We start from the raw sequence: 22,269 nt of genomic DNA on the forward strand, positions 1-22,269 counted from the left end.
GCGCGCGGGGATGGGCGCCATCCCCTCGACGAACAGCAATGCGTCGGGCTTGAGCGCAGCCTTGAGCCGTTTCAGCGCGGCGTCGGCAGGATGGCGCCCATCGGGGACGCCCACCCCTCCGCCACCGCTTCAGGGGAGCGCGAGCTCCCGCCGTCAGACGTTGAAGCGGAACAGCATCACGTCGCCGTCCTGGACGACATAGTCCTTGCCTTCCGAGCGCAGCTTGCCGTTGTCGCGCGCGCCGGCTTCGCCGTTGAACTTCACATAATCGTCGAAGGCGATGGTCTCGGCGCGGATGAAGCCGCGTTCGAAATCGGTGTGGATCTCGCCCGCCGCCTGCGGCGCCTTGGCGCCGACATGGGTGGTCCAGGCGCGCGCTTCCTTGGGACCGACGGTGAAGAAGGTGAGGAGGTGAAGCAGGCTGTAGCCGGCGCGGATCACGCGGGCGAGGCCGGTTTCCTCCAGCCCGAGCTCGCCGAGGAACTCGCCGCGCTCGTCGGCGGGCATGGTCGCGATCTCGGCCTCGATGGCGGCGGAGACGACGACGGCTTCGGCACCCTCGGCCCTGGCCTTTTCGAACACCCGCGCGGAGAATTCATTACCGTTGGCGGCGTCTTCCTCGTTGACGTTGCAGACGTAGAGGACCGGCTTGGCGGTGATCAGCTGCGCCTGTTTGAGGACGCGTTCCTCCTCGATATCCTTCGGCTCGGTCAGGCGCGCGGGCTTGCCCTCGCGCAGCAGGTCGAGCGCCTGGCCGAGGACGCTGGCGGCGATCTTGGCTTCCTTGTCGCCCTGCGCGGCCTTCTTCTGGAGGTTGGGGACGCGCTTTTCGAGCGATTCCAGGTCGGAGAGCATCAGCTCGGTCTCCACCGTCTCGGCATCGGCGATCGGATCGACCTTGTTGTCGACATGCTGGATGTCGTCATTCTCGAAGCAGCGCAGGACGTGGACGATCGCGTCCACTTCGCGGATGTTGCCGAGGAACTGGTTGCCAAGGCCTTCGCCCTTGCTGGCGCCGCGGACCAGGCCGGCGATATCGACGAAGCCGAGCTGGGTCTCGATGATCTTGGCCGAGCCGGCGATCTTCGCGAGCGACTCCAGCCGCGCATCCGGCACCGCGACATTGCCGACATTCGGCTCGATCGTGCAGAAGGGATAGTTGGCCGCCTGCGCCGCCGCAGTCTCGGTCAGCGCGTTGAAGAGCGTCGATTTGCCGACGTTCGGCAGACCGACGATGCCGCAGCGAAAGCCCATTTGTCTCTAGGTCCTGTGATCCGGGAAAGGCGCGCAGATAGGGCGGACGCGCGCAAAAGGCCAGCCCAACAAAAATCCTCCCCGGTACGGGGAGGTGGCAGCGCACAGCGCCGACGGAGGGGGCCAGCCACAAGCCGATGTGTTTCGCGGCTGGGCCCCCTCCCCGTGTCGGGGAGGATCTAGAAGATCAGCGGCAGCGCACGTTGCCGCGGTCGATCTCGCGTCCGGCGAGCGCGCCGCCCGCGCCGCCGAGCAGCACGCCGAGCAGGTCGCCATTGCCGATCGCCCCGCCAAGGATGCCGCCCAGCGCCGCACCGACCACCAGACCGGTGGTGCCGTCGTTGCGGCGGCAATAATAGCGCCCGTCGCGACCGCGATAGATGCGGTCCTGACGGCTCAGCCGCCGCTCGCGGTAATTGCCGTTACGGTAATTGTCATAGGGATCCCAGCGACGGTCGTTGCTGTCGCCGCGCCAGCGATAGTCCCGGGTCCGATTCCGGTCGCGATCCCGCCAGTCGCGGTCGCGATTCCGGTCGCGCCAGTCGCCGCGGCGTTCATTATATTCGCGGTCGCGCTCGCGCTGGCGTTCTTCCCAGCTCTGCGCATGCGCAGTGCCCGTCAGGGCGGGCGTGGCGAGCGGGACGGTGAGCGACAGCGCGAGAAATGCCGTCAGACCTTTGCGCATGGTGAATCTCCTGAAACTTAGGAGATAGAATCGTATCACATGCGCAATGGTTCCCGAAACGGGCCGGCCAAAAAGCCAGATCGCAGCGATTCAGCGATAGTTGAAGCTGATGCTGATCCGCTCGGCCCTGGCGTTTCCCGCGACGACCTCGTGCCGCAGCCAGCTTTCCCACAGGAAGATCGTGCCCGGTGCGGGCTGCGCATAGACGAAGGTCTGGAGATCGTCCGGCGCGTCGGAGCGGCGGGGCGGGGCGGCCATCATCAGCGGCAGGCGCGGGTCTTCGAGCTTGAGCGTGCCCGCGCCTGGCGGAATCTCGACATAGAGCGTGCCGGAGATGATGCTGTGCGGATGGATATGCCCCGAATGGGTGCCGCCGGGCTTCAGGATATTGACCCACAGGCTGTCGAGCTTCGGCTTGCGGGCAAGATCGAAGGCGCATTCCTCCGCGAACTTCGCCGCATGGCGGTTGAGGTGGCGGACCAGATCGCCGAAGCGCGGATCCCGCGCCGGGAGATCGTCGAGCGAGGCATAGGAGGTGTAGCCGCGATAGCCGTGCGCCCTGGACCAGGCCTGACCCGCACGGTCCTGTGCGGCGAGATCGCGGCATGCATCGCCCAGCTCGGCAAGCAGCGCGTCGTCGGCGAGCGCCGTTTCGGAGAAGCGGGTGGCGAAGAGATTGCGGATCGTCATGCCGTTTTGCACAGCACGGGGGCGGAGCCTGCGCAAGCCGGGAGATGTTGACACCGATGTTGACACGCTCGTCGCAAGCGGCAAACTCGCGCGTCCTGTTTGGGAGGAAGCCCATGAAGCGCATCGCAATTCTGGCGCCGCTGGTGCCGCTGGCGCTGGTTGCGCTTTCGGCCTGTGGCGACAATGGCGCCAGGGAAAAGGCGGCGGCGGAAGCCAAGGCCAAGGCGCAGGAAACGCAGAAGGCGAAGCTGCTTGAGGACGGGCTGGCGCTCAACACGCGCTGCTTTGCCGCGGTGAAATGGCAGCAGCGGCTGCTCGACAGCCCGGTGCCGCGCTCGATCGCGGGCGGGTCGCAGCCGTTTCTCGACTATTATCGCAAGATGATCGCCGACAAGCTGGGCGACCAGGTCGTCGCGGCGGAAGGCGCCAAGCCCGAATTGTCGAAGGCCAATCTCGACGCCTATCTCGACTGGGCAGCGAAGGATCAGGCCGAGAACGTGTTCGCCAAGGGCGACCGCACGCAGAACTACGCCACCGTCACCAACTGCGTTCAAAGCGCGGCCGAGTTCGGGACGGGCACGATGGCGAAGATCAGCCCCGCCGAGCGGCTGGGCAAGATCCAGCAACTGCGCCAGATCATGGACACGACGGGAAGCTGAGCGCGGCCGGCGCAGCCGCCAGTGCGCGGACCATACCAATTGCGGCCTTTCGTTTGCGTCTCCGTCACGCTACCGGAGAACGCACGCAACCCTTGCGGGCAAGGACCGTTCATCTGCGGTACAGGCGCAAACCGCCTAGCAGACGGGCAACTAACAGGAGTCGAAGGATGATTCGCCGTTCCATTCTGATCGCCAGCACCGCCGTGGCGCTGACCGTCGCCGGGTGCGGTGGCAACGACCCGGCTCCGACGCCGACCCCTTCGCCGTCGGCATCGACCAGCCCGTCCCCGACGCCGATCACCTATTCGAAGTTCCCGCTGACTGCGGCCGAAGAGAAGTTCACCGTCAACGCGGCGATGAGCTACACCGGCGACATCGCCGGGCCCGTGACGCTGGGCACCGCAGGCACCGACGCCTTCACGAACCGTGTCCGTCTTGCGCTGCAGGCCGACGTCAGCTCGACCACCACGGCCGACGAAGTCATCCTCGAGAGCAGCGAAGAATCGCGCTTCAAGGGCGCGAACCTGCTCGTCGCCCCCGCCACCACCGTGACCGAATATTCGTATCGCACGAGCGATGCTGCGACGGGCAAGTTCGCTCAGTTCGAGCGGCTCAACAACACGATCAAGGACAAGGTGACGACGGATGTCGCGCTGGGGCGCACCTATGTCAGCTATGCGGCATGGTGGCGCGGTGACAGCACGGCGGGCCAGAAGCGCGTGACCTATGGCACGTTCGGCTACCCGACCGTGCCGAGCGACATGCCGACCACGGGCAATTCCAGCTATATCGCGCGTGTCGCCGGCCGTGTGGTGACCTCGCCCGGCGCCGGTGCGAGCAACATCCAGAAGCTGGGCGGCACCGTGACGCTGCTGCTCAACTACGCCACCGGCCTCGTCAACCTGACGCTCAACCTGACGCGGGAGGACGGCACGGTCTATGGCACCTACACCGGCACTGGCGCGATCGCCTCGGGCAACAACCAGTTCACCGGCAGCTTCGGTCCGGGCAGCCCTGCGGGCGGCACCTTCCAGGGCCTGGCCTATGGTCCGAAGGCGACCGAGGTCGGCATCACCTTCGCGATCACCGGTGCCGACAACCGCGCGGTCGGCGTGGTGATCGGCCGCCAGGGCTGATCTGTCGGAGACTTGAGAACGGAAAGGCCGGGGGCGACCCCGGCCTTTTTCGTTTGGGCGAAGCAGGCCGGTGCCGCCCCGTCAGGGCTCCTGGTGCAGGCGCAGTGCGATGTCGTTCATGAAGCGCGCATCGTCGCCCTTGGCGAGCCATTCCGCCTCGCCCGCAATCGCGCCGAGCAGGTCGGACAGATCCTCGATCTCCGCCTTGCCGTAATTGCCGAGAACATAGCCGGTGACGCGATCCTTGTGCCCGGGATGGCCGATGCCGATGCGGACTCGGCGGAAGTCGGCGCCGGCATGCGCGATCGCGCTGCGGATGCCGTTCTGCCCCGCCGCGCCGCCGCCGCGCTTCACCTTGACCTTGAAGGGCGCGAGATCGAGCTCGTCGTGAAAGACGGTCACGTCCTCGACCGGCAATTTGTAGAAATCCATCGCCGCGCGGATCGCTCGGCCGCTCTCGTTCATATAGGTGGCGGGCTTGAGCAGCAGGATCTTCTGCGCACCGATGCGCCCTTCCTGGACCCAGCCCTGGAACTTCTTCGCCGGCGGCGTGAAGCCGTGCACCTCGGCGATCGCGTCGGCGGCCATGAAGCCCACATTGTGCCGGTTCATCGCATATTGCGGCCCCGGATTGCCGAGGCCCACCCACAGCTGCATCGTTGTTTGTCCGTTAGGCGGTGCCAGCCCGTTCCCCCACCCGGCCACCCAACCCGTGTATTCTATGGGTGGCCGGGTGGGGGAGCGGGCGGCGCCGCAACCAAATAAAACGCCCCCGCACCGGAGTGCGAGGGCGCTCTAGAACAACCCGAAAGGGCGGGAAAGGCTTACTCGCCTTCCTTCGCCTCGGTCTCGCCCTCGGCGGCAGCCTCTTCGGCGGGCGCTTCGGCTTCGCCTTCAGCTTCGGCCTCGGCAGCCGCTTCGGCTTCCTCGGACTTCAGCGCCGACGGAGCGACGATGGTGGCGATGGTGAAGTCGCGGTCTTCGATCGCGCTCTCGACGCCCTTGGGCAGGGTCACGGCCGAGATGTGCAGCGAGGCACCGACGTCGAGGCCGTCCAGCGAGATGGTGATCTCGCTCGGGATCTCGGCGGCGTCGCAGACCAGCTCGAGCTCGTGACGGACGATGTTCAGCACGCCGCCCTTCTTGAGGCCGGGCGAGGTTTCCTCGTCGGTGAACACGACGGGCACGTTGACGTGCACCTTGGCGTGCTCGGAAATGCGCAGGAAGTCGACATGGACCGGGCGGTCGGTCACGACGTCAAGCGCGGCATCCTTGGCGAGGGTGCGGACCGGCTTGCCGCCGGCGCCCTCGATCATGATGACCGAGTTGAAGAAGTGGCCGGTGTTCAGCGCCTTGATGAGCGCGCGCTCTTCAAGGTGGATGCTCAGCGGTTCCTGATTGTTGCCGTAGATAACGGCGGGTACGCGGCCTTCACGACGAAGCGCACGGGAGGCTCCCTTGCCAACCCGGTCGCGCGTCTCGGCCGACAGCGTAAGCGTATCGCTCATGTGTCGAATTCCTGTGCGCTAATTGGTTCATCTTCGACCAGGCCTCCAGGGATGACCCTGATCGAAGCGCGCGCCTATAGGGGAGGGCGGGGGGGAAAGCAAGTTTGGGTTGCGGCACCGGCCCGCTCCCGCTGCGGGCACCGCCCGCACAACCTAATACGCCACTCGCTCCACGGTCAGGCCCTTTTCGCCGAGCAGCGTCTGGACGCTGCCCTTACCGGCGAGGTGGCCGGCGCCGACCGCGACGAATACCGTGCCCGGCTGGGCCATCCGCGCCGCGACCCAGTCCGCCCAGCGCGCGTTGCGGCGTGCGACCAGCGCTTCTGCCACCTCGGGCGAGGCTTCCGCCAGGCGGTTCATCTCGGCACCGACGCTTTCGGCATCGCCTGCACCCCAAGCCTGGACGAAGCGCTTGAGCCGTTCGCCCGCGGACGGCAACTCCTTGACCGTCGCGTCGAGCATCGCGCTCTGCGCCGCGCCCGACAGGCTGTCGAACGCCATCAGCTGGCCGCGCGCGCTCTCCAGCGCCTTGACCGGCTTGCCCGCGTTTTCCGCGGCGCTCGACAGCGCGGCCTCGACCCCGTCGTCGGAGGAATAGCCGGCTTTCACCACCGCGCGCTGGTTGAGCGTCAGCGCGGCGAGCCAGGGTTCCATCCTGTCGATCTCGCCCTTGGCCATGCCGAGCTTCTGCGCTGCCGCGTCGACTTCGGGCGCGAAGGGCGGGCCGCCGCGCGTGCCGAGCTGCGCCGTCAGCGCGGCGATCGCGCCGGGATCGGGCCGGGCGATCTCCAGCACCAGCTCGTCGCTGGCGTCGAACGCCTCGCGCACGCCGTCGTCGAACCAGCGCGTGCCGGGCTCGAGCACATGGACCGTGCCGAACAGATAGATCGTCGTGTCCTCGTCCTTCACCACCCACAAAGCCGGATCGGCATCATGGCCGAACAGCGAGCAACCGGTGAGGAGAAGGGCGGAAAGGATTGGAAATGTGCGTCGGAGCATCTGGTCCTACCAAGCCCATGTCTCGCCGGGCCGTCAACTGTCGCGCCGTTAACCAGTGGAGGCCAGTCCTGTTCCGGATGGCACGTCCATTCCCGTTTCGGTGGTGAGGTAGTTTGAGCCGTCCGGCCAGGATTCCTCCCGCTTCATCCACTCCCATCGTCACCCCGGCCTTGTGCCGGGGTCCACTTGGCCTCGCCGATTGGACAAGAACCTCTTGCATGACGCCTGGTCTCCCGGTGGACCCCGGCACAAGGCCGGGGTGACGGTGGAGAGGGGCTTGGCGCCAAGCCGATCCAGTGCGGGCAGTTGACCGTGCATGGCCCCTGCGCCAAAGCGCGAACCCATATGACCCAGCCGCTCAGCTTCCAGGGCATGATCCTCAAGCTCCACGACTATTGGAGCCAGCGGGGATGCCTGATCCTCCAGCCCTATGACATGCGCATGGGTGCGGGCACCTTCCACACCGCGACGACGCTGCGCGCGCTCGGCCCCGATCCGTGGAACGCGGCGTTCGTCCAGCCATGCCGTCGCCCGACCGATGGCCGCTATGGCGAGAATCCCAACCGCCTTCAGCATTATTACCAGTATCAGGTGATCCTGAAGCCGAGCCCGCCCGACCTGCAGGAAGCGTATCTGGGATCGCTGGCCGCGATCGGCATCGACTTTACCAAGCACGACATTCGCTTCGTCGAGGACGACTGGGAATCGCCGACGCTCGGCGCCTGGGGCCTGGGCTGGGAAGTGTGGTGCGACGGGATGGAGGTGACCCAGTTCACCTATTTCCAGCAAATGGGCGGGTTCGACTGCAAGCCGGTCGCGGGCGAGCTGACCTACGGGCTCGAGCGGCTGGCGATGTACATCCAGAACAAGGACAGCGTGTACGACCTCGCGTTCAACGATGCGCAGGATGGCAAGCCGGCCTTCACCTATGGCGACGTCTTCCTCGAGAACGAGAAGCAGATGTCGAAGTACAATTTCGAGGTCGCCGACACCGAGACGCTGTTCGATTCGTTCCGCAAGGCGGTCGCCGAGTGCGAGAACTGCCTGACGAACAATGTCCCCATCGCCGCCTATGAGCAGGCGATCGAGGCGAGCCATCTCTTCAACCTGCTTCAGGCGCGCGGCGTCATCTCGGTCGCCGAGCGCCAGGCCTATATCGGCCGCGTCCGCGATCTGGCCAAGGGCAGCTGCGAGGCATGGATCGCGCACATGACGCCCGAATGGACCGCCAAATATCCGGAGTGGTCGCTGTGACCGATTTCCTGCTCGAACTCCGCTCGGAGGAAATCCCGGCACGGATGCAGGACAAGGCCCGCGAGGACCTTGCGCGCCTGTTCGCGGCCGAACTGAAGGCCGCCGGGATGGAGGCGAGCGAGACCGTCACCTATGCGACGCCCCGCCGCCTTGCGTTGATCGCGCGTGGCCTTCCGGACGTGACCGCCTCTGTCATAGAGGAGGTCAAGGGGCCGCCGGCGGATGCGCCGGATGCGGCGATTGAAGGCTTTCTGCGCAAATCGGGTCTGGCCCGCGAGGCGTTGCAGACGCGAGACGTCAAGGGACGGGCCACCCTCTTTGCCGTGATCAGCAAGCAGGGCCGCCCAACGGCGGGCGTGTTGGCCGAGGTGATCCCGGCCGTGATCCGCGCCTTCCCGTGGCCCAAGTCGATGCGCTGGGGCGATGCCTCGCTGTCGACCGAGAGCCTGCGCTGGGTGCGTCCGCTGCAAGGCATCGTCGCGCTGTTCGGCGACGATGTGGTGGAGTGCGAGGTCGCGGGCGTCCGTTCGGGCGCGGCGACCGTCGGCCACCGCTTCCACCATCCGGGCGTCATCACGATCGGATCGGCTTCGGACTATGTCGAGAAGCTGCGCGCCTGCCATGTCATCGTCGACCAGAATGAGCGTCGCGCGACCATCGCGCTCGGCGCCAAGATGGCGGCGAACAAGGCCGGCCTGACCTTGATCGAGGACGAGGGGCTGCTGATCGAGAATGCCGGGCTGACCGAATGGCCGGTGCCGCTGCTCGGCCGCTTCGACGAAGCGTTCCTCGACGTGCCGCCCGAGGTGATCCAGCTGACGGCGCGCGTGAACCAGAAGTACTTCGTGTGCCAGGATGCCGCCGGGAAACTGGCGAATGCGTTCGTATGCACCGCGAACATCGACGCGGCCGATGGCGGCGCCAGGATCGTCGAGGGCAACCAGAAGGTGCTCGCCGCGCGGCTGAGCGATGCGCGCTTCTTCTACGAGACGGACCTGAAGGTGCCGCTCGCGGAGCAGGCGACGAAGCTCGAGAAGATCGTGTTCCACGAGAAGCTGGGCACGGTCGCCGACAAGGTCGAGCGGGTGGCGAAGCTGGCACGGTGGCTGGTCGAGGAAGGGATCGTCAAGGGCGCGGACCCGGCACGGGCCGAACGCGCCGCGCGGCTCGCCAAGGCCGATCTCGTCACCGGTATGGTCGGCGAGTTCCCCGAACTACAGGGCCTGATGGGCGGCTATTACGCCGCCGCGCAGGGCGACGACGCCGCGGTCGCCGAAGCGATCCGCGATCACTACAAGCCCATCGGGCAGGGCGACGACGTGCCCACCGCACCGGTGACGGTGGCGGTGTCGCTGGCGGACAAGCTGGATACGATTCTGGCGTTCTTCCTCATTGATGAGCGTCCGACCGGTTCCAAAGACCCGTTCGCGCTTCGTCGAAGTGCGCTCGGTGTTATCGGGCTCACCGGCAAGAATGGGGTCAAGCTGCCATTGAGCCGACTCTTTGCGACGTGGACCGATCACGTACACTTTGCATCGAAGACCATTATGTCGACCCATGGCCGGCAGGTCATGACTCAGCAACGCGCCCGCGAGCAGGTTGAGGCGGTTGCTCGGAGCATGGAAACCGAAACGGTGGGCGAGTGGATTCTGCCGCAGCCTGTCTCTGTTTCGGTCGACCTACCTGAAAATGCTGAGGTGCAAGCTCGGCTCGAAATGGCGACAGGGCTCTGGCAGAGCGTGGAGGGTTTTGATCCCGCCTCGGTCCTAGCCTTCCTCATTGACCGCCTCAAGGTCCAGCAGCGCGAGGCGGGGGTCCGCCACGACCTGATCGACGCGGTGTTCGCCCTTGGCGGCGAGGACGATCTCGTCCGGCTGCTCGCGCGCGTCCATGCGTTGCAGGCGTTCATGGCGACCGACGACGGCGCCAACCTGCTCGCCGGGTACAAGCGCGCGGCGAACATCCTCAAGAAGGAGGGCGTGACCGACGCCGTGTGGTCCGCGCCTGCCTATGCGCCCGAACCCGCCGAGGCGGCGCTGATCGCTGCGCTCGACGGGGCCGAGCCCAAGGCGGCCGCCGCGGTCGAGGGCGAGCGGTTCGAGGAAGCGATGGCCGCGCTCGCGACGCTGCGCGCGCCGATCGACGCGTTCTTCACCGATGTGACGGTCAACGATGCCGATCCGGCCAAGCGCGAGTCGCGGCTGGCGCTGCTCGCGCGGATGCGCGACGCGGTGCATCGCGTGGCGGACTTCGGCAAGATCGAGGGCTGAGGGTAGTTATCCTCCCCCCCAAGGGGGAGGTGTCAGCGTAGCTGACGGAGGGGGAGGAAGCCCCAACGCTGGTTCTGGCATCCGCCCCCTCCGTTGCCTTCGGCGCCACCTCCCCCTGGCGGGGAGGATTTTTTGAGATGCGATCCAACCCGACCTTACCGCCTGCACCACGCGTCATTTTTCCGCAACACAAGCAAATCTGTTCGGTGACAGCGCTGGACAGGGTCTTCCCCCTTCTTCGCACCTGCGGTAGGCGCGCCCAACGCGCCGGGGAGGGCGCCACGGAAGGGGTTTGAATGACTCGTTATGTGTACCGCTTCGGCGGCAACGTTTCGGACGGTGGCGCCGGCGACAAGAATCTGCTCGGCGGCAAGGGCGCCAATCTCGACGGCATGGCCTCGATCGGCCTGCCCGTGCCCCCCGGCTTCACGATTTCGACCCCGGTGTGCGCGCTCTATTACGAGAATGGTGGCACCTTCCCCGACAGCCTCAAGGCCGAAGTCGCCAATGGCGTCGCGCATATCGAGGGGATCACCGGCAAGAAGTTCGGCGTTGCCGCCGATCCGCTGCTGGTGTCGGTCCGCTCGGGCGCGCGCGCGTCGATGCCGGGCATGATGGACACGGTCCTCAACCTCGGCCTCAACGACGAGACCGTCGAGGGCCTGGCCGCGATCAGCGGCGACGCGCGCTTCGCGTGGGACAGCTATCGCCGCTTCATCCAGATGTATTCGGACGTGGTGCTGGAACTGGATCACGGCCGGTTCGAGGAAGCGCTGGAGATCGCCAAGGAGGATCGCGGCTATCATCTCGATACCGAGATGACCGCGAGCGACTGGCAGGCGCTGGTCGCCGAGTACAAGGCGCTGGTGGTCGAATTGTGGGACGGCAAGGCGTTCCCGCAGGACGTGCACGACCAGCTGTGGGGCGCGATCGGCGCGGTGTTCGGATCGTGGCAGTCGGAGCGGGCGAAGGTCTATCGCCGCCTTAACGACATTCCGGGCGACTGGGGCACCGCGGTCAACGTCCAGGCGATGGTGTTCGGCAATATGGGCGATACCTCGGCCACCGGCGTCGCCTTCACCCGCGATCCGGCGACCGGCGAGAACGCGTACTATGGCGAGTTCCTGATCAACGCGCAGGGCGAGGACGTGGTCGCGGGCATCCGCACGCCGCAATATCTGACCAAGGCGGCGCGCGAGAGGGCGGGGGCCAAGCCCGCGTCGATGGAAGAGGCGATGCCCGAGGCCTATGCCGAGCTGGCGCGCGTGTTCGACCAGCTCGAGCGCCATTATCGCGACATGCAGGACATCGAGTTCACCGTCGAGCGCGGCAAGCTGTGGATGCTGCAGACCCGCAGCGGCAAGCGCACCGCCAAGGCCGCGCTCAAGATCGCGGTCGACATGGCCAATGAAGGGCTGATCACGCAGGAAGAGGCGATCGCCCGCGTCGATCCGGCGGCGCTCGACCAGCTGCTCCACCCGACGCTCGATCCCGATGCGCCGCGCGACGTGCTGACCAAGGGGCTGCCCGCCTCGCCCGGCGCCGCATCGGGCTTTGCGGTGTTCGACAGCGACACCGCCGAGAAGCGCGCGGCTGCGGGAGACGCGGTGATCCTGGTGCGCGTGGAGACGTCGCCCGAGGACATCCACGGGATGCACGCGGCGAAGGGCATCCTGACGGCGCGCGGCGGCATGACCAGCCACGCGGCGGTGGTGGCGCGCGGCATGGGCCGCCCCTGCGTCTCCGGCGCGGGCACGCTCTCGATCAACGCCAAGGAAGGCCTGATGCGGGTCGGCACGCGCGAGATCCGCGAGGGTGAGGTGATCACGATCGACGGATCGACCGGCGAGGTGATGCTGGGCGAAGTCCCGACGATCCAGCCCGAGCTGGCGGGCGACTTCGGCACGCTGATGGAATGGGCCGACAAGGTCCGCCGCCTCAAGGTGCGCACCAACGCCGAGACCCCGCTCGACTGCCGCACCGCGCGCGAGTTCGGCGCGGAGGGCATCGGGCTTTGCCGGACCGAGCATATGTTCTTCGACGCGGCGCGGATCACCGCGGTGCGCCAGATGATCCTGGCGGCGGACGAGAAGGGCCGCCGTGCCGCGCTCGACAAGCTGCTGCCCGAGCAGCGCAAGGACTTCACCGAGATCTTCGAGGTGATGGCGGGGCTGCCCTGCACGATCCGCCTGCTCGATCCGCCGCTGCACGAGTTCCTGCCGCACGAGGAGTCCGAGTTCGCCGAGGTCGCGGCTGCCGCGGGGCTCGACGTCGAGACGCTGCGCCGGCGTGCCGCCGAGCTGCACGAGTTCAACCCGATGCTCGGCCATCGCGGCTGCCGCCTGGGCGTGACCTATCCCGAAATCTACGAGATGCAGGCGCGCGCGATCTTCGAGGCGGCGTGCGAGGTGGCGGAGAAGTCCGGCGCCGCACCGGTGCCTGAGGTGATGATCCCGCTGGTCGCGACCCGGCGCGAGCTCGAGCTGATGAAGGCGGTGGTCGACAAGGCGGCGCAGGCGGTGTTCGCCGAGAAGGGCCGGACGATCGAGTATCTGGTGGGCACGATGATCGAGCTGCCGCGCGCTGCGCTGCGTGCGGGCGAGATCGCCGAGGTCGGCGAGTTCTTCAGCTTCGGCACCAACGACCTGACCCAGACCACGCTGGGCGTCAGCCGCGACGATGCCGGCCGGTTCCTGACCACCTATGTCGAAAAGGGCATCTATGCCCGCGACCCGTTCGTCTCGATCGACGTCGAGGGCGTGGGCGAGCTGATCGAGATCGCCGCCGAGCGCGGGCGCAAGGCGCGGCCGGGAATCAAGCTTGGCATCTGCGGCGAGCATGGCGGCGATCCGGCGTCGATCGCCTTCTGCGAGCAGACAGGCCTCGACTATGTCTCCGCCTCGCCCTATCGCGTGCCGATCGCGCGGCTCGCCGCTGCGCAGGCGGCACTGCTCAAGGGGGGCTGACGCGGGTGGCGGCGACAAGTGGCGCGGTGATTTTGAAGCCGCGCCCAGAAATGAATCCTGTCGACCGCCTCAACGCAGAACTCCTGAACGGCCGTACTGCCACCGAAGTGCTCGAGGAGCGCGCGGTCGCATTGGGGCTTGCCGGGGCGCCGCGCGTGCGCGCGCAGGTGCGACGCGACCGGCTGGTCGCGGGCGAGGCGGCGGCGCGCCGTCGTCTGAATGCCGAAGGTGAACGGCTCGCCTATCGCCGCGTTCACCTGATGTGTGGCGAGCATGTGCTGTCGGAGGCGGTCAACTGGTATGTCGCCAGCCGGCTGACCCCGGCGATGAACGAGGCGCTCGAGACGAGCGACGTGCCGTTCGGCCGAGTGATCCTGCCGCTTGGACCCAGCCGCCGCACGGTCTCGACGCGGATCCTGTGGGACGGCAACGGCGCGGCTCCCACGACGATCCTGCGCCATCGCGCGCTGGTGGTGGACGGGCAGGGCCGTCCGCTGGCCGAGGTGATCGAGAATTACCGCGCCGTGCTGGTGAGCGGGGCCCAGGCCGCGGACTCATAGAAACGGACTGTCTCGAAGCGACCCCATTGCCGTCGTTAGGGCGTGTCTGCTTTCACGCCTCGCTTGGCTGCTGCTGCTGCCATCAGGAGGCGCTCAATAATCGCTTCAAACTCTTCTCGCCCCACCGGATCGATCGCATCGAATGCGGCCACAGCTTCAGGCCACCATCCATGCATTTCGCCCCATTGGTGAAGTTCGCGGGCCGCCGCCTCGACTTCCTCTGCGGAAGGCCGATCAGCATCGATGAAGTTCGACGGGTGCATGGAGGGGAGGTAAATCACAATGCTGCTAGACGCCAGATCATTGATGCAAGCTGCCTGACCGCTTCCCACCCCTTTCCGGTCGTTCTGGCGCGAGAGCCGCGAGCCAAAAGCGGACTGGCAGTAAGCGACCCCATTGCGGACATTCTAAGTTTGCGAGAAGGTACCCTCGTGAGCCTTGGGATTTCGACGATGCCGTATGAATTAGGAGCCGGCGCTATTGCCAACGTGCTGATCTTTGGCTCGATAATATATGGCGCCCTGTCGCCGCGGCCCGACGAACGTGCAAAGCTGTGGAGCGTCATCGCACTGCCCGCTGCCTTCAATGTTTCAATAGTGATATTCAAGCCCAGTCTCACGTTTGACGAACGGCTGATTGGCTTGCTGGTTACCGGCGTGATCTGCGGTGCTTACGCTTGGTTGCTGATAACGGGCCGGTTTCCGCCTCGTTCAAACCCTTCGACTTGATGTCCACTCATCCCAGACGTTCAGTCCTTCTGCCGAAAGCGGTCGTTTATGGGTTCACCGCCTAGTCGTCTGGCGGAGCGCCAGCGGGGTCGCGTTCGCGTTCGAGCTTGCGCACGCGGTCGCGTGCCTTGACCAGCGCCTTTTCCATCTCGCGGCGGTATTTGGCGATGATGACTTCGCGCTCGCGGTAGCGCTTGCGCCATCTGCGGCCGTCGGGGCTGGTCACCGAGCCGAGCAGCCAACCGGCCGCCAGCGCCGCGGCGAGCAGGACCCATCCGAAGGGAGAGGTGAACGGCATCGGGGTTTCCTAGCTGCAACGCGGGCAGCATGGCCAGCGGCTTGTGCGCACCGGTCGCGGCCTAGCCACTCATCAGCGCATCGTTGATCGAACAGGCCGCCGGCCCGAGGATCACGACGAACAATACTGGCAGGATGAACAGGATCAGCGGCACGGTCATGATCGCGGGCAGGCGCGCGGCCTTTTCCTCGGCGCGCATCATGCGCTCGTTGCGGAACTCGTTCGACAGCACGCGCAGCGCCGAGGCGAGCGGAGTGCCGTATTTCTCGGTCTGGATCATCGTGGTGACCACGCCGCGCACCGAATCGACGTCGATGCGATGCGCCATGTTCTCGAACGCCTGGCGCCGGTCGGTGAGGAAGCCGAGCTCGATCGCGGTGAGCGAGAATTCCTCGCCCAGCTCGGGATAGGCCTTGCCCAGTTCCTTGGCGACGCGGCCGAACGCGGCATCGACGGTAAGCCCCGCCTCGGCGCAGATCACCAGCAGGTCGAGCGCATCGGGAAGGCCCTTGCGGATCGCCGCGCTGCGCTTCTGGATCTTGTTCTTGAGGTAGATGTCCGGGCCCTTGTAGGCGAGGATGAAGCTGCCCGCGACGAGGCCATAGGCCTTGAGCGACGACCAGTCGGCGAACAGATCGGTGCCATAGACGAGGAACAGCATGATGCCGCCGATCACGATCGGCAGCACCATCCGGCCGAAGATCACGGCATAGGCATAGTCCTTGGAGCGGATCCCGGCCTGGAGCAGCTTGGTCTGCGCGACCTTGACCTGCTCGTCCTGCAGTACCTTGAGCGAGGACAGGAGCGAACGGATACGATCGGTCGTGTCGTTCTGGCGGACCAGCTTTGCGCGGCGCTTGCTGGTCGAGGCGCTGATGCCGGCCTTGAGCTGTTCGCGGCGTTCGTTGAGCGCCTTGACGCGCTTCGCCATCGGATCGCGAACCGTGGTCGCCGCATAGATGGCGAGGAGCACGCAGAACGCCGCCACGCCCGCGAGCAGGGTCGCGACGTAGATGACGTCGACGCCGAGGAGGGTAGGGCCGTCGGTGGGGCTGATCATCGCGTCAGATCTCGAAGCTGATCATTTGTTTCATGATGAAGGCGCCGATGCCCATCCAGACGAGCCCGCCGCCGCCGGCGATGATCAGGCGCTCGTCCACGAAGAACTTCTGCATGTAATCGGTGCTGATGAACCAGATCAGCCCGAACACGATGAAGGGCAGCGAGCCGATGATGTAGGCCGATGCCTTGGATTCCGAGGACATGGCGCGGATCTTGAGCTTCATCTGCGCGCGCTTGCGCAGCACGTCGGCGAGATTGGCGAGGGTTTCGGCGAGGTTGCCGCCGGTCTCGCGCTGGATCGCGATGGTGATGCAGAAGAACTGGAATTCGGGCGTGCCGAGCCGGTCGGCGGTTTCCTGCAGCGCCTGATCGAGCGTGCGGCCGATCTTCATCTTGTCGGAGATGGAGCGGAATTCCTCGCCCACCGGGCCCTCGACCTCGACGCCGACGACACCCATCGTCTCGGTGATCGGAAGACCCGAGCGCAGGCCGCGCACCAGCAGTTCGATCGCGTCCGGGAATTTGGCGGTGAACCTGTCGATCCGCTTGGAGATGAAGAAGCCGACCACGAAATGCGGAAGACCGACGCCCACCACCAGCCCGACCAGCAGCGCCAGCAGGAACGGCAGCCCCTGCACTGCCATTGCCGCGGTGACGACCAGAGTGAGGCAGAGCGTGGTGAGCCCGTACTGGCCGACCGACCACCCCTTGCCGGTCATCTCCAGCCTTTTGCCGAGCAGCGCCGGGTTGGGCAGGAATCGCGCTGCGGCCCTGTCCATGCCGCTGGCACGTGCGGTCGAGATCCGGCGCATCTGCGCCTCGACCGCGCCGCTGCCGACGACGCCGGCATGGCGATCGCGCAGCGAGGTCAGCCGGCGCGAACCGGCCTTTTGCGCCGACGGTCCCGAAAAGGCGAGAATGAGCAGCAGCAGCACCATGAAGGTGCCCCCCGCGAGCAGCATGATCGGCAGCATGTCCATGCCTTGCTACGACTCCGAAACCTGGATGCGACGGCGGATGCCGGCGCGCCCTACTTCTTCTTGCTGGGCAGCTTGATCGACAGGCTCGAAAGCTTGCCGAGCAGCGACCCGCCCTTGCCTGCGTCTCCCTTGCCCTTGCTGTCCTTCGGCGCGCTTTCGCCGGCGTCGGTATAGGCGAGGACGCGCGCGGCGATCTCGGCGAGCGAGCCCAGGCCCTTCCCGTTCTTGCCGGCTTCCGCGAGCGGCTTGCCGAGCTTGGCGGCCTGCACCGCGGTCTTGGGATCATAGGGAATGAGGTAATCGATCTTGCGTTCGATCGAGCCTTCGAAGTCCTTGCGGCTGATCTCGAGCTGCCCGCCCGCGGGGACGCGGTTGGCGACGACGATCATCTGGGTGTGCGGCGCGTTCGACTTGAACCAGGACAGGATGCGGATCGCATCGCGCGCCGCAGCCAGCGTCAGTTCGGTCACCAGCACGGCGACCTGAACGTCGGTGATCAGGTGCGGATAGTTGACCAGCATCGCCCGCGGCAGATCGACCACGGTGCATTCGAATGCGCTGCGGATCTCTTCCTGCAGCTGGAAGAAGGCGGCGCCGTCGGTCATCACCGGCGAATTGATCGGAGCCTCGGCCGACAGGACGGCCAGCTTGTCCGACGCCTTGACCATCGCGCGTTCGATGAACAGCCCGTCGATACGGCTCGGATTCTCGATCGCGTCGGTGAGGCCGCGCCCCGGCTCGAGATCGAGCGCCAGCGCGCCGGTCCCGAAATGCACGTCGAGGTCGAGCAATGCCGTCGTGCGATTGCTCTTCTCGCTCAGGAGCCAGGCGATCGAGGTCGCCAGCGTCGATGCGCCGACCCCGCCGCGCGTGCCGATCACGGCGACCGCGCAATGCGGCCGATCCGACGTGGCGTCGGCCTGCTTGGGCGCGCTCAGCGCTGCCTGCGCCTGCACGAAGGTTTCGCGCAGCACATCGGGATTGAGCGGCTTGAGCAGATAGTCCTGGATGCCCGAGGCGACGAGGTCGCGATACAGGCGGACGTCGTTGACCTGGCCCGACGCGATCACCACCGTTCCCGGCTCGCAGACCTCGGCCAGCGCGTTGATGTCGTTGAGCGGATCGCCGCTCTCGGAGAGGTCGACGAACAGCACATTGGGGCTGGCCGAGACCGACAGCGTCTGCACGGCGTTGCGCAGGCCGCCCTTGTTGACCTTTTCGGGGTTCCAGCCCTGTTCGATCGCGATCGGACGGAGCGATTCCGCCGTCGCCTCGTCGCAGACGAAGGCGACGAACGGTTCGCGATGCGCGGTGCGCCCGGCGCCAAAGGGAGCGTTCACTTCTTGCCTCCCGCGCTCTCGGCCCTCACGGCGGTTCCGCCGCTGCCCGTCGGGACGGCTTCGCGATACGCCTTGATCGCCTTGGTGATCTGAACCGGGTCGGCGGTGCCCGATCCCGGCTCGCCACGCACCAGATCCGCCGGATTGGCGATCATGGCGGCGAGACTCTTGTTGGTCGCGCACCCGAAGTTCGAGGTCGTGCTCGCCTGATAGTCGGGTTCGTAGACCCGCGAGAAATCGGGGCAGCTCGGGACGCTTGCGCTCATCCGCGTCACCACGACGCGAACGGTGCCCGGCGTGATCGCGCCGGCGGTGACCGGCGCGCTGTCGCCGAGCATCAGACCGTAGCGGCCGGCTTCGGCCGCGACCTGATCGCGGCCGGTGGTGCCGTCCCCGCCGTCATCGAGCGAGATGCGGTCGCCATAGCCCGGGCGCATCGCGCGCAGCCAGCCGGCGAGGCGCTCGCTTTCGCCCGGCGCAAGCGAGGCGCCCGCGGCGGTGAGGTCGAGCGCATAGTCGGTGCGCTGGACGACCGGCTGGTGGAGCGACTCCATCCCGCCATTATAGGTGCCGCAGCCGCTCAGCAGAGCCGCCGGGACCAGGAGGAGGGGAAGGGCGATATGCTTGAACATCTCTATCTCCTCAACCGCGCGTCAGAAGCCGAAGCCCGGAGCCGCGCCGTCGTCCTTCTTTTTCTTCGAGTCGCGTGCGTTCGGCACGGCCTTGGGCTGCTGGTCCTGCGGCTGCGGGGCGGCCGGTGCTGCGGGCGTCATGGCGCCGAGCGAGGGCGTGGCGCCCGCGGGCGCCGCCATGGTCGGCTTCGGCCGGTCGCCGGCCCTGTTGCTGCTGCTGCTGAGCTGCCCCATCAGGACGCGCTCCACATCGCCGGGCGACCTGTAGCCGTCGGTGGGCAGCGCGATCTCGTTCGCGTTGACCGGCTTCACCAGATAGGGGGTGATGACGATCATCAGCTCGGTCTCGTTGCGCTGGAAGCCGTTCGAACGGAACAGCGTGCCGAGGATCGGCACGTCGCCGAGGCCCGGCGTCTTCGAGATGCTGTTGTTGTGCGCGTTCTGCAGCAGACCGCCGATCACCATGCTCTGGCCCGAGCCGAGCTCGACCGTGGTCTCGCTGCGGCGCGTGGTCAGCGCAGGAATGGTGACGCCGTTGAGCTGAACCGCGCCGGCCGACGAAAGCTGCGAGACTTCCGGCCGCACGCGCAGCGAGATGCGGCCATCGGCCAGCACCGTCGGGGTGAAGGCGAGGCTGACGCCATATTGCTTGAACTCGACCGTGGTGGTGCCGAGGCCCTGGGCCACCGGGATCGGGATTTCGCCGCCCGCGAGGAAGCTGGCGGTCTCGCCCGACAATGCGGTGAGGTTGGGCGTGGCGAGCGTCGTCACCTGGCCGATCGTCTCGCCCAGATCGATCGCGGCGAGCACGTCGAGACCGAGCAGGCGGCCGGCGAGGCCCATGGTCGCATGGTCCGATCCGCGCGTGATGTCGGTGATGCCGGTGGCACGGGGATTCAGGAACTTCCCGGTCGAAGGGTCATAGGGCCCTGTGACCGAGCCGCCACCCGGCACCGGGAGCGTCGCGACCGGGAATTTACTGAGATCCGCGGAAGTGAATGCCCCCGGGGCGCGGCCCTGACCGAGGCCGAACAGGAAGCCGCCGGTCGAATCCTTCGTGGCGAAGTTGACGCCGATGTTCTTGACGAAGCTGCGGCTGACTTCGGCGAAACGCACCTGCAGGTTGACCTGAAGCGGCGTCGCGGTCCGCAGGCGCGAGATGATCTTGGTCTCGTCGCCGACAAAGGCCTGCGCCAGCCGTTCGGCCTCCGCAACGTCGCCCGGTGTGGCGACCGTACCGGTGAGCAGCACGAAGCCGTTCATCGGCGTCGCGGCGATATCGGCTTCGGGCATGGCCATCGCCAGCATCGAATCGACGCTGTCGAAATTGTTGCCGATGCGGACCGTGGCCGAATAGACGACCTTGCCCGACTTGGTCGTGGCGTAGAGCGTCGTCTCGCCGGCCTTCTTGCCGAACACCCAGAGCTGGGTGGGCGAGCGGACCTGGACGTCGGCAATGTCCGAATTGGCGACGAAGATGTCCGACATCGGCGCGTTGAGCGTGACCATCCGTCCCCGGCCGGTCGCGATCTGAACCATGTCGCGCGGTGCGGCGTGAACGGTCTGGCCGATGGCCGGCATCGGCACCGCGGCGGTCATTCCCGCCACGGCGGCCAGCGCGAACGGCGCCCCGAGTTTCCCCCTGAAACGCATCTCAGTTCTTCCCCCCAACCGGGACAACCGTAACGGAATTGCCCCGAGCAATTTTGACGACCGGACCCTCGCCCTTGGGCGCGGCGCCGGGATAGGCCCCTCCGGACGCACCCGTGCCGCCGCGTTCCACCGGGCGTCCGGGCACGGAGCTGCGCTGGAAGCGCGACACGTCGGCACCGGTCGAGAAGGTCGAACGGCCTTCCACCGGTCGTGCGGCCACGCGGGCGAGCATCGCCTTCTCGGCCTTCGGGTCATTGCCCTCGGGCACCGAAACGTCGCCCGCGGCGATCGCTTCCTCGAGTTCGCCATTATTGTCGGCGATCGAGCGCAGCGACAGCGACAGCGAGCCCAATGTCTGCGCGACCGCGATCTTCTCGGCGATGCGCGGCGTCGCCTCGACCGTGACGGTCGAATAGGTGGTGACGACGGTGTTGCCGCTCTCGTCGGTCTGCTTGTCGGTCTTCTGGTCGGTGGCGAGCACGCGCAGGTTGCGCAGCACGGTTTCCGATGCCTTGAGCGGCGGGCCGTCGCCGCCGCCGGCCACGGTCTGGGTCAGCAGCAGATCGACCCGGTCGCCCGGGAAAACGAAGCCCGCGACCGCGCTCTGGGCCGAAACCGGCACCGTCACGGCACGCATGCCCGGGCCGAGCGCCGCGGCGAGGAAGCCGCGATCGCCGGGCTTGACCAGCCCGCCCTGCGTGATCGGCTGGCCGGCCGGGACCGCGAAGCGGACCACGGTGCCTTGCAGCGCTTTCAGATCGGTATCCGCCTTGCGGTAATAGGCGCCCTCGACCAGCTCTTCGGGCCAGGGAACGAACTTGATCGACTCCGGCCCCAGGATCGTGCCGACCGGCAGCGCCTTGGTCGCGACCAGAACCTCGACCCCCTGGATCGGCGGCGGGCCGCCGGCATTGGGCGCCGCGTCGGCGACGGGGGCAGGGGTCCCGACCATCAGGGTCCGGGCCATGAATGCAGTGACGGCGGCGATAATCAGCGCACCGACCAGCAAAATGATCTTCCGTCCATCCATGACGTCTCAGGCCTTTCAGTCTTCAGGACCGGGTTTCACCGGCGTTAATCATTCACGAGAACTGGTTAAGAATCGGTTCGCGAAGTGTGAGCAGTGCGGCGATGGCGATCGCGATGCCGTACGGCACCTCCGGCTGGGCGGTCTGGCGCCGCAGCCATTTGTCGATCAGCATCAGCAGGGTGATGGCGCCGCCGGCCAGCGACATGATGATCAGCATCGTCACCAGCGGCTGGAACGGGAACCAGAGCGCGAGGGCGCCGATCATCTTGACGTCGCCCCCGCCCATCATCCCGAAGTGGAAGGCCGCGGCGAACAAGGCGAAGACCGCCAGCGCGATGCCGATCTGGATGACGATGTCCGGCCAGAAGGCCAGCCCGTTGGCGATCCACCACGGCACCGCAAGCAGCGCGATGGCGGCGTTCTTCCAGTTGGCGATCTCACGCTTGCGCGCATCCTCGATCCCGGCGGAGACCAGAAGCAGGCCCAGCACGGCCAGCAGAATCAAAGATGCAACCGCCCCCATGTCGACTAATGCCTAGACGAGGGGGCTTTCCAAAACGTAACC

General features: G+C 66.7%; 22 protein-coding genes. 7 read left to right on the forward strand and 15 right to left on the reverse strand.

Translation table 11 applies throughout. The features are described from left to right. Window positions 1-153 precede the first annotated feature (153 nt). The 3 genes from ychF to BDW16_RS15950 all read right to left on the reverse strand — a co-directional run bounded on the left by ychF (window position 154) and on the right by BDW16_RS15950 (window position 2,629). On the reverse strand, window positions 154-1,254 hold the full coding sequence (gene ychF, locus BDW16_RS15940) for a redox-regulated ATPase YchF (RefSeq protein WP_066573661.1): 1,101 nt from the start codon (window positions 1,252-1,254) through the stop codon (window positions 154-156). A gap of 187 nt (window positions 1,255-1,441) precedes the next feature. Continuing rightward, on the reverse strand, window positions 1,442-1,939 hold the full coding sequence (locus BDW16_RS15945; protein WP_066573663.1) for a glycine zipper 2TM domain-containing protein: 498 nt from the start codon (window positions 1,937-1,939) through the stop codon (window positions 1,442-1,444). Window positions 1,940-2,029: 90 nt separating this feature from the next. Then, window positions 2,030-2,629, reverse strand: coding sequence for a TIGR02466 family protein (locus tag BDW16_RS15950; protein ID WP_066573666.1), 600 nt, complete (start codon window positions 2,627-2,629; stop codon window positions 2,030-2,032). 113 nt (window positions 2,630-2,742) lie between these two features. Between BDW16_RS15950 and BDW16_RS15955 the strand changes: the two genes are divergently transcribed. Beyond that, on the forward strand, window positions 2,743-3,288 hold the full coding sequence (locus tag BDW16_RS15955; protein WP_066573668.1) for a hypothetical protein: 546 nt from the start codon (window positions 2,743-2,745) through the stop codon (window positions 3,286-3,288). 167 nt (window positions 3,289-3,455) lie between these two features. Further along, window positions 3,456-4,424 carry a hypothetical protein gene (locus BDW16_RS15960; protein ID WP_066573670.1) on the forward strand — a complete coding sequence of 323 codons (969 nt, stop codon included), beginning with the start codon at window positions 3,456-3,458 and terminating at the stop codon, window positions 4,422-4,424. An 81-nt stretch (window positions 4,425-4,505) separates the two neighbouring features. Here BDW16_RS15960 and pth read toward each other — a convergent pair whose 3' ends face one another. The 3 genes from pth to BDW16_RS15975 form a co-directional block, all read right to left on the reverse strand. Beyond that, complete coding sequence (gene pth / locus BDW16_RS15965; RefSeq protein WP_066573671.1) at window positions 4,506-5,081, reverse strand: aminoacyl-tRNA hydrolase; 576 nt, start codon at window positions 5,079-5,081, stop codon at window positions 4,506-4,508. A 167-nt stretch (window positions 5,082-5,248) separates the two neighbouring features. Further along, window positions 5,249-5,932 (reverse strand): 50S ribosomal protein L25/general stress protein Ctc, encoded by a 684-nt coding sequence (locus BDW16_RS15970; RefSeq protein ID WP_066573674.1) that lies wholly within the window; start codon window positions 5,930-5,932, stop codon window positions 5,249-5,251. A 153-nt stretch (window positions 5,933-6,085) separates the two neighbouring features. Next, window positions 6,086-6,931: a TraB/GumN family protein gene (locus BDW16_RS15975; protein ID WP_066573677.1), complete on the reverse strand. Its 846-nt coding sequence runs from the start codon at window positions 6,929-6,931 to the stop codon at window positions 6,086-6,088. A 372-nt stretch (window positions 6,932-7,303) separates the two neighbouring features. On the opposite strand from BDW16_RS15975, the gene BDW16_RS15980 reads away from it, so the two are divergent. The 4 genes from BDW16_RS15980 (at window position 7,304) to BDW16_RS15995 (ending at window position 13,981) form a co-directional block, all read left to right on the forward strand. Beyond that, window positions 7,304-8,185 carry a glycine--tRNA ligase subunit alpha gene (locus BDW16_RS15980; RefSeq protein WP_066573974.1) on the forward strand — a complete coding sequence of 294 codons (882 nt, stop codon included), beginning with the start codon at window positions 7,304-7,306 and terminating at the stop codon, window positions 8,183-8,185. Next, window positions 8,182-10,455: a glycine--tRNA ligase subunit beta gene (gene glyS, locus BDW16_RS15985; RefSeq protein WP_066573976.1), complete on the forward strand. Its 2,274-nt coding sequence runs from the start codon at window positions 8,182-8,184 to the stop codon at window positions 10,453-10,455. Before BDW16_RS15980 ends, glyS begins: the two co-directional genes overlap by 4 nt. Before the next feature lie 296 nt (window positions 10,456-10,751). Then, entirely contained in the window at window positions 10,752-13,421 is a 2,670-nt protein-coding gene (gene ppdK, locus BDW16_RS15990) for a pyruvate, phosphate dikinase (RefSeq protein ID WP_066573679.1), read from the forward strand. Window positions 13,422-13,471: 50 nt separating this feature from the next. Further along, window positions 13,472-13,981 carry a hypothetical protein gene (locus BDW16_RS15995; protein WP_066573681.1) on the forward strand — a complete coding sequence of 170 codons (510 nt, stop codon included), beginning with the start codon at window positions 13,472-13,474 and terminating at the stop codon, window positions 13,979-13,981. A 35-nt stretch (window positions 13,982-14,016) separates the two neighbouring features. On the opposite strand, the gene BDW16_RS16000 is transcribed toward BDW16_RS15995, so the two are convergent. Further along, a complete protein-coding gene (locus tag BDW16_RS16000) occupies window positions 14,017-14,244 on the reverse strand; it encodes a hypothetical protein (protein ID WP_066573687.1) in 228 nt (75 codons plus the stop codon). Window positions 14,245-14,412: 168 nt separating this feature from the next. Between BDW16_RS16000 and BDW16_RS21135 the strand changes: the two genes are divergently transcribed. Continuing rightward, on the forward strand, window positions 14,413-14,709 hold the full coding sequence (locus BDW16_RS21135; RefSeq protein ID WP_125958801.1) for a hypothetical protein: 297 nt from the start codon (window positions 14,413-14,415) through the stop codon (window positions 14,707-14,709). Window positions 14,710-14,770: 61 nt separating this feature from the next. Here the strand turns inward: BDW16_RS21135 and BDW16_RS16005 are convergent, their stop codons facing one another. From BDW16_RS16005 to BDW16_RS16040, 8 genes are all read right to left on the reverse strand, one after another. Next, window positions 14,771-15,007 (reverse strand): hypothetical protein, encoded by a 237-nt coding sequence (locus BDW16_RS16005; protein ID WP_066573689.1) that lies wholly within the window; start codon window positions 15,005-15,007, stop codon window positions 14,771-14,773. A 61-nt stretch (window positions 15,008-15,068) separates the two neighbouring features. Next, a complete protein-coding gene (locus tag BDW16_RS16010; RefSeq protein ID WP_066573691.1) occupies window positions 15,069-16,067 on the reverse strand; it encodes a type II secretion system F family protein in 999 nt (332 codons plus the stop codon). 4 nt (window positions 16,068-16,071) lie between these two features. Continuing rightward, the gene (locus BDW16_RS16015; RefSeq protein ID WP_066573692.1) at window positions 16,072-17,049 is read right to left on the reverse strand and encodes a type II secretion system F family protein; all 978 of its coding nucleotides are present in this window, start codon (window positions 17,047-17,049) and stop codon (window positions 16,072-16,074) included. 50 nt (window positions 17,050-17,099) lie between these two features. Further along, the gene (locus tag BDW16_RS16020) at window positions 17,100-18,389 is read right to left on the reverse strand and encodes a CpaE/TadZ family protein (protein WP_066573693.1); all 1,290 of its coding nucleotides are present in this window, start codon (window positions 18,387-18,389) and stop codon (window positions 17,100-17,102) included. Next, window positions 18,386-19,021 (reverse strand): CpaD family pilus assembly protein, encoded by a 636-nt coding sequence (locus BDW16_RS16025; RefSeq protein ID WP_066573695.1) that lies wholly within the window; start codon window positions 19,019-19,021, stop codon window positions 18,386-18,388. Before BDW16_RS16025 ends, BDW16_RS16020 begins: the two co-directional genes overlap by 4 nt. Window positions 19,022-19,042: 21 nt before the next feature. Continuing rightward, window positions 19,043-20,674 (reverse strand): type II and III secretion system protein family protein, encoded by a 1,632-nt coding sequence (locus tag BDW16_RS16030; RefSeq protein ID WP_066573699.1) that lies wholly within the window; start codon window positions 20,672-20,674, stop codon window positions 19,043-19,045. Window position 20,675: 1 nt separating this feature from the next. Further along, window positions 20,676-21,704: a Flp pilus assembly protein CpaB gene (cpaB, locus tag BDW16_RS16035; RefSeq protein WP_066573705.1), complete on the reverse strand. Its 1,029-nt coding sequence runs from the start codon at window positions 21,702-21,704 to the stop codon at window positions 20,676-20,678. A gap of 52 nt (window positions 21,705-21,756) precedes the next feature. Further along, window positions 21,757-22,227, reverse strand: a complete 471-nt coding sequence (locus BDW16_RS16040) for an A24 family peptidase (RefSeq protein ID WP_066573708.1) — start codon at window positions 22,225-22,227, stop codon at window positions 21,757-21,759. Window positions 22,228-22,269: the final 42 nt, after the last annotated feature.

This window comes from Sphingomonas koreensis (genome assembly GCF_002797435.1).
GTDB lineage: Bacteria > Pseudomonadota > Alphaproteobacteria > Sphingomonadales > Sphingomonadaceae > Sphingomonas > Sphingomonas koreensis.

Excerpts from the sequence above, each read along its gene's own strand:
- ychF (WP_066573661.1), bottom strand. The coding sequence starts at position 1,254 with ATGGGCTTTCGCTGCGGCATCGTCGGTCTGCCGAACGTCGGCAAATCG.
- BDW16_RS15945 (WP_066573663.1), bottom strand. The coding sequence starts at position 1,939 with ATGCGCAAAGGTCTGACGGCATTTCTCGCGCTGTCGCTCACCGTCCCG.
- BDW16_RS15950 (WP_066573666.1), bottom strand. The coding sequence starts at position 2,629 with ATGACGATCCGCAATCTCTTCGCCACCCGCTTCTCCGAAACGGCGCTC.
- BDW16_RS15955 (WP_066573668.1), top strand. The coding sequence starts at position 2,743 with ATGAAGCGCATCGCAATTCTGGCGCCGCTGGTGCCGCTGGCGCTGGTT.
- BDW16_RS15960 (WP_066573670.1), top strand. The coding sequence starts at position 3,456 with ATGATTCGCCGTTCCATTCTGATCGCCAGCACCGCCGTGGCGCTGACC.
- pth (WP_066573671.1), bottom strand. The coding sequence starts at position 5,081 with ATGCAGCTGTGGGTGGGCCTCGGCAATCCGGGGCCGCAATATGCGATG.
- BDW16_RS15970 (WP_066573674.1), bottom strand. The coding sequence starts at position 5,932 with ATGAGCGATACGCTTACGCTGTCGGCCGAGACGCGCGACCGGGTTGGC.
- BDW16_RS15975 (WP_066573677.1), bottom strand. The coding sequence starts at position 6,931 with ATGCTCCGACGCACATTTCCAATCCTTTCCGCCCTTCTCCTCACCGGT.
- BDW16_RS15980 (WP_066573974.1), top strand. The coding sequence starts at position 7,304 with ATGATCCTCAAGCTCCACGACTATTGGAGCCAGCGGGGATGCCTGATC.
- ppdK (WP_066573679.1), top strand. The coding sequence starts at position 10,752 with ATGACTCGTTATGTGTACCGCTTCGGCGGCAACGTTTCGGACGGTGGC.
- BDW16_RS15995 (WP_066573681.1), top strand. The coding sequence starts at position 13,472 with ATGAATCCTGTCGACCGCCTCAACGCAGAACTCCTGAACGGCCGTACT.
- BDW16_RS16000 (WP_066573687.1), bottom strand. The coding sequence starts at position 14,244 with ATGCACCCGTCGAACTTCATCGATGCTGATCGGCCTTCCGCAGAGGAA.
- BDW16_RS16005 (WP_066573689.1), bottom strand. The coding sequence starts at position 15,007 with ATGCCGTTCACCTCTCCCTTCGGATGGGTCCTGCTCGCCGCGGCGCTG.
- BDW16_RS16010 (WP_066573691.1), bottom strand. The coding sequence starts at position 16,067 with ATGATCAGCCCCACCGACGGCCCTACCCTCCTCGGCGTCGACGTCATC.
- BDW16_RS16015 (WP_066573692.1), bottom strand. The coding sequence starts at position 17,049 with ATGGACATGCTGCCGATCATGCTGCTCGCGGGGGGCACCTTCATGGTG.
- BDW16_RS16025 (WP_066573695.1), bottom strand. The coding sequence starts at position 19,021 with ATGTTCAAGCATATCGCCCTTCCCCTCCTCCTGGTCCCGGCGGCTCTG.
- BDW16_RS16030 (WP_066573699.1), bottom strand. The coding sequence starts at position 20,674 with ATGCGTTTCAGGGGGAAACTCGGGGCGCCGTTCGCGCTGGCCGCCGTG.
- cpaB (WP_066573705.1), bottom strand. The coding sequence starts at position 21,704 with ATGGATGGACGGAAGATCATTTTGCTGGTCGGTGCGCTGATTATCGCC.
- BDW16_RS16040 (WP_066573708.1), bottom strand. The coding sequence starts at position 22,227 with ATGGGGGCGGTTGCATCTTTGATTCTGCTGGCCGTGCTGGGCCTGCTT.